This is a genomic window from Kitasatospora sp. MBT63, assembly GCF_000710465.2.
Classification (GTDB): Bacteria; Actinomycetota; Actinomycetes; order Streptomycetales; family Streptomycetaceae; genus Kitasatospora.
Map to the genome: position 1 here is coordinate 1 of NZ_JAIZ01000738.1, position 727 is coordinate 727.

Genomic DNA, 727 nt, shown 5'->3' on the forward strand with positions numbered 1-727 from the left:
CTGGACCGGCTCGCGCAGGTACCGTTCGCCGCGCTGGCCTACCGGCTGACCGGCTTCACCGAGCCGCCGCCGGAGGCGGACCGGATCACCGTCACCGCCGAGCTCGACCACCGGCTGACCGGGCTGGACGACCACCCGGCGACGCTGACCCGGCGGCTGGCCCTGGTCCGGCTCGCCGACGGGTGGCGGCTGGCCGAGGACGGGCCGGCCGGCGCCCCCGCGCTGTGGGACCTCGGCACGGTCCGCGCGGTGCGCGGCGCGCACTGCCTGGTGCTCGGGCTCGCCGAGCAGGACCGGGTCGCCGAGCTGGCCGCCCGGGCGGACCGCGCGGTGCCGGACGTCGACGCGGTCTGGGGGGATGCCTGGGCCGGCCGGCTGCTGCTCGAACTCCCCGCCACCGAGGTCGACTTCGCCCGTGTGCTGGATGTCGCACCGGAGGCGTACCAGGGCATCGCCGCGGTCACGGTGGCCGCCGCGGGGGCGCCGGAGCACACCCCGGCGGACCGCATCGTGGTCAACCCGGAGGCGTACCGGGGCCTGAGCGAGCTGGGCCGGCGGGTGGTCGTCACGCACGAGGCCACCCACGTCGCCACCCGGGCCGACACCCACGCGTGGACCCCGATGTGGCTGTCCGAGGGCGTCGCCGACCACACCGCCTACCTGGGCACCGGGCGCACCGCCCGGCAGATCGCGCCGGCGCTGGCCCAGGACGTCGCGGCGGGCCGGG

Annotated in this window: 1 pseudogene; it reads left to right on the forward strand. The window is 78.4% G+C overall.

The annotated features are described in order from the left end of the window. A pseudogene (locus tag AA75_RS50330) lies at positions 1-727 on the forward strand (hypothetical protein); the annotation flags it as partial.